We start from the raw sequence: 5,141 nt of genomic DNA, 5'->3' as shown, positions 1-5,141 counted from the left end.
CGGCGAGCCTGGTCGGGACGGACGGCATGCCGAGAGAAATCGCAGTCATCTGCTGTGCAACCCCAAGTCGTGGATCAAGGTCCGGCCCCGGTCAGCGGCGGGGGCTTTCAGGCCTTGAGGTTACGGCACCGCCGTGCACGGCGGCACATCCCACCCGCCAAACCACCCGCGGGAAGGGGCCGCGGACCGCACAGGGGAAAGGGGGCCGGACGGAAGATCCGCCCGGCCCCCTTCCGGCGGCGGGTGGCTAGGAGATTCTGACGGGGTTGACGACGTCGGCGACGAGGACGAGCAGGGTGAAGCAGATGAACACGCCCGCCACCACATAGGCCACCGGCATCAGCTTCGCCACGTCGAAGGGACCCGGGTCCGGGCGGCGCAGCAGCCGTGCCAGATGCCGGCGCAGCGACTCCCACAGGGCGCCCGCGATATGACCGCCGTCGAGCGGCAGCAGCGGGAGCATGTTGAACAGGAACAGGGAGAGGTTGAAGCCGGCGACCAGCATCAGGGCCATGGCCAGCTGCTGGGTGGGCGGGATGTCCAGGGTGAAGATCTCGCCGCCGACGCGGGCCGCGCCGACCACGCCCATCGGGGAGTCGGGCTCGCGGGGGGCGCCGTCGAAGGCCGCGTTCCACAGGGCGGGCACCTTGGCGGGCAGGCTCGCGATGGAGTGGGCGGCCTCGCCGAGGCGGTCGCCCATCCAGGTCAGGGACTGGCCGAAGTCCTGGCGGACGATGCCGTTGGCGGCGCTGAAGCCGAGGAAGCCGGCTTCGACGTACTCGCCCGGGACGATCTGGCCGCGGGAGTCCTTCTTGGCGACCTGGTTCGTGGCGATCTTCGCGTGCAGGGTGACGTCCCGGCCGTCCCGCTCGACGACGATCGGCACCTCCTTGCCGGGGTTGGCGCGGATGAGGTTGGAGAGCTGGTCCCAGTTGTCGGTCCTCACCCCGTTGAAGGAGACGATCGTGTCGCCGGCCTTCAGGCCCGCGGCCGCGGCCGGGGAGAGGGGGTCGGTCTTCCTGCAGGTGTCGCGGTTCTCGCTCTGTGCGATGACGCACTGGGAGACCGAGCTGACGGTGGTCGTCTGCTGCGAGATGCCGAAGCCCATCAGGACGATCAGGAACAGCACGAACGCGAGGACCAGGTTCATGAAGGGCCCCGCGAACATCACGATGATCCGCTTCCACGGAGCACGTGTGTAGAACAGGCGCTTCTCGTCCCCGGGTTCCAGCTCCTCGAAGGCCGCCGCGCGGGCATCCTCGATCATGCCGCGCCAGGGCGAGGTGGAGCGTGCGGTGATCCGGCCGTCGTCGCCCGGCGGGAACATGCCGATCATGCGGATGTAGCCGCCGAGGGGGATGGCCTTGATGCCGTACTCCGTCTCGCCCTTCTGCCGCGACCACAGGGTCGGGCCGAAACCCACCATGTACTGCGGCACGCGGATGCCGAAGAACTTGGCGGTGGACAGATGCCCCAGCTCGTGCCAGGCGATCGAGACCAGCAGGCCGACCACGAAGACGACTATGCCGAGGATCATCATCAGGGACGTCATGCGCGCGCCTCCGCGGTCGCCGTCTGCGCTGTCAGTTCCCGGGCCCGGGCGCGGGCCCAGGTCTCCGCCTCGAGGACGTCCGCCACGGTGAGGGCGGTTCCCGTACGGGGAGTGCCGTGTTCCTCGACCACTTGTGTCACGGTCTCCATGATTCCGTTGAAGGGCAGTGCGCCGCGCAGGAACGCGTCGACGCACTCCTCGTTGGCGGCGTTGAACACGGCCGGGGCGGTGCCGCCGAGCCGGCCCACGTGCCGGGCGAGCTCGACGGAGGGGAAGGCGTCGTTGTCGAGGGGGAAGAACTCCCAGGTCGACGCGGTGCTCCAGTCGAAGGCGGGGGCGGCGTCGGGGACGCGGTCGGGCCAGCCGAGGCCGATGGCGATGGGCCCGCGCATGTCGGGGGGCGTCGCCTGGGCGAGCGTGGATCCGTCAATGAACTCGATCATCGAGTGGACATACGACTGCGGATGCACGACCACCTCAATGCGGTCGAAGGGAATGTCGTACAGCAGGTGCGCCTCGATGACCTCCAGGCCCTTGTTGACCAGGGTGGCGGAGTTGACGGTGATCACCGGCCCCATGGCCCAGGTGGGGTGGGCGAGGGCGTCCTCGACGGTGACATGGGTGAGTTCCTCCTTGGTGCGGCCCCGGAAGGGTCCGCCGGAGGCGGTGACGACGAGCTTGCGCACATCGGCTCTCGTCCCGGCGGCCAGCGCCTGGAAGAGGGCGGCGTGCTCGGAGTCCACGGGGATGATCTGCCCCGGCTTGGCCAGGGCCTTGACCAGCGGGCCGCCGACGATGAGCGACTCCTTGTTGGCGAGCGCGAGCGTACGGCCCGCCTCCAGAGCGGCAAGGGTCGGGGCGAGGCCGATGGAACCGGTGATGCCGTTGAGAACGGTGTGGCAGTCGGAGGCGGCGAGCTGGGCGGCCGCGTCGGGCCCGGCGAGGATCTCGGGCAGCGGCTCCCCCGCCCCGTACTGTGCGGACAGCGCCTCGCGCAGCGCCGGTACGGCGTCCTCGCGGGCCACCGCGACGGTCCGCACCCGGAGCCGGTACGCCTGCTCGGCGAGGAGTCCGACCCGTCCGCCGTTGGCGGAGAGCCCGGTCACCCTGAAACGGTCCGGGTTGCGCAGCACGAGGTCGATGGCCTGGGTGCCGATGGACCCGGTGGATCCGAGGATCACCACATCCCTGGGTCCGTCCCCGGTCACGGGGTCGAAGACGAGATGCGGATCGGCGAGGGGGGCTGGACTGTCGCTCATCCCCCCATTGTGGCGGCAGCGGATGCCCGGCAGGACAGCACGTCCCCCGAGCCGGGGACACGGCCGGACATCGCGTTCCCCGAAGTCCCGCGCCGCCCGGCGGGCGCGGCCGGTCCGCCCGTCACCGCGCCCGCCGGGCCCCGGGATCCGCCGTGCCGTGTCCGTGGCCGGCCTCAGCGGATCGGCCGGTGCACGTTCTTGCGGCGGGAGGGGCCCGGTTCCGCCTCGGCGATCCACGGTCCGTCGTCCGAGGGGTCGATGACGCCCTCCTCCAGCCAGGTGTAGAGGCCGTTGAGGACGCCCTTGACGACCTTGCGGTCCAGGTCGTCGGTGTTGGTCCACAGGCGGCCGAAGAGTTCGTCGACGCGGATGCGGGCCTGACGGCAGAAGGCGTCGGCGAGCTGGTAGGCCTCGCGGCCGTGGTCGCCCCGGGTGCGCAGGAGTTCGGCACGCACGCAGGCCGCGCTCATCGCGAACAGTTCGGCGCCGATGTCGACGATCCGGCCGAGGAAGCCCTGCTTGGTCTCCATCCGGCCCTGCCAGCGGGACATGGCGTAGAAGGTGCAGCGGGCGAGCTTGCGGGCGTGGCGTTCGACGTAGCGCAGGTGGGTCGAGAGGTCGCGGTGGCCGGGCGGGTGGAACTCGGCGTACGAACGCGGAAGCTGTCCGGGGCCGGCGACCAGCTTCGGCAGCCACTTGGCGTAGAAGGCACCGGCGTTCATGCCCGCCTTCGCCTTGTCCGACAGGGACTTGTCGGGGTCGATGAGGTCGCCGGCGACCGAGAGATGGGCGTCGACGGCCTCACGGGCGATCAGCAGGTGCATGATCTCGGTGGACCCCTCGAAGATGCGGTTGATGCGCAGGTCGCGCAGCATCTGCTCGACGGGGACCGCGCGTTCGCCGCGGGCGGCGAGGGACTCGGCCGTCTCGAAGCCGCGGCCGCCGCGGATCTGGACCAGCTCGTCCGCCATCCTCCAGGCCATCTCCGAGCCGTAGAGCTTGGCGAGGGCGGCCTCGATGCGGATGTCGTTGCGGTCCTCGTCGGCCATCTGGGAGGACAGCTCGAGCACCGCCTCCAGCGCGAAGGTGGTGGCCGCGATGAAGGAGATCTTCGAACCGATCGCCTCGTGCAGCGCGATCGGCTTGCCCCACTGCTCGCGGGCCGCCGACCACTCCCGGGCGATCTTCAGGCACCACTTGCCCGCGCCCGCGCACATCGCGGGCAGGGACAGCCGGCCGGTGTTGAGGGTGGTCAGGGCGATCTTCAGGCCCTGGCCCTCCTCGCCGATGCGGTTGGCGGCCGGGACGCGCACCCGGTGGAAGCGGGTGACGCCGTTCTCGATGCCGCGCAGGCCCATGAAGGAGTTGCGGTTCTCCACCGTGACGCCCTCGGAGGCGGCCTCGACGACGAAGGCGGTGATGCCGCCCCGGTGGCCCTCGCACTTCGGCACGCGCGCCATGACGACGAGGAGGTCGGCGACCACTCCGTTGGTCGTCCACAGCTTGACCCCGTCGAGGATGTAGTCGTCGCCGTCGGGAACGGCCGTGGTCGCCAGACGCGCCGGGTCGGAGCCCACGTCCGGCTCGGTGAGCAGGAAGGCGGAGATGTCGGTACGGGCGCAGCGCGGCAGGAAGGTGTCCTTCTGCTCCTGGGTGCCGAAGAGCTTCAGCGGCTGCGGCACGCCGATCGACTGGTGCGCGGAGAGCAGCGCGCCGACCGCGGGGCTGGCGGAGCCGGCCAGGGCGAGGGCCTTGTTGTAGTAGACCTGGGTCAGGCCGAGCCCGCCGTACTTGGTGTCGATCTTCATACCGAGGGCGCCGAGCTCCTTGAGGCCGGTGATGACCTCGTCCGGGATCCGCGCGTCCCGTTCGATCCGGGCCGAGTCGATCTTCGTCTCGCAGAAGTCGCGGAGCTTGGCGAGGAACTCCTCACCGCGCTGGACGTCCTCCTCGGCCGGGAGCGGGTGCGGATGGATGAGGTCGAGCCGGAACCGGCCGAGGAACAGCTCCTTGGCGAAGCTGGGCTTGCGCCAGTCCTGCTCCCGGGCGGCCTCCGCCACCTCGCGCGCCTCGCGCTCGGTGACGACGGGCTTGCTGGACGTTGGTGCGGACATGAGGCTCACCTCGCCGCGAATAGGAATTGTGAGGGCAGTCCGTTACTGACCGGTGCTACTGGACCGTATGTACCCGATACCGGGTGGACCCACCACCCCTCGCGCACGGACGCTCGCAGTCCACCGTTCTGTGCCGTTCTGCTTCGATGCGGTGTCACCCAGCATCGGGCGAGCGCGGCACGGCGACCAGTCGTGTGCTCCATTCGGATGGCCCGG

At 70.3% G+C, this 5,141-nt stretch carries 3 protein-coding genes; all 3 read right to left on the bottom strand.

The features are described 5' to 3' along the window. Positions 1–247: 247 nt before the first annotated feature. Positions 248–1,540, bottom strand: a complete 1,293-nt coding sequence (locus CCN35_RS21000; protein WP_086793897.1) for a M50 family metallopeptidase — start codon at positions 1,538–1,540, stop codon at positions 248–250. 8 nt (positions 1,541–1,548) lie between these two features. Continuing rightward, positions 1,549–2,811: a 1-deoxy-D-xylulose-5-phosphate reductoisomerase gene (gene dxr / locus CCN35_RS20995; protein ID WP_067395478.1), complete on the bottom strand. Its 1,263-nt coding sequence runs from the start codon at positions 2,809–2,811 to the stop codon at positions 1,549–1,551. Between the two features lie 173 nt (positions 2,812–2,984). Continuing rightward, positions 2,985–4,925 (bottom strand): acyl-CoA dehydrogenase family protein, encoded by a 1,941-nt coding sequence (locus CCN35_RS20990; RefSeq protein WP_067395481.1) that lies wholly within the window; start codon positions 4,923–4,925, stop codon positions 2,985–2,987. Between the last annotated feature and the right edge of the window lie 216 nt (positions 4,926–5,141).

Source organism: Streptomyces thermovulgaris, assembly GCF_002155915.1.
Lineage (GTDB): Bacteria > Actinomycetota > Actinomycetes > Streptomycetales > Streptomycetaceae > Streptomyces > Streptomyces thermovulgaris.
The sequence above is the reverse complement of the archived record's forward strand: the minus strand, read 5'-3'. Positions and strand labels throughout refer to the sequence as shown.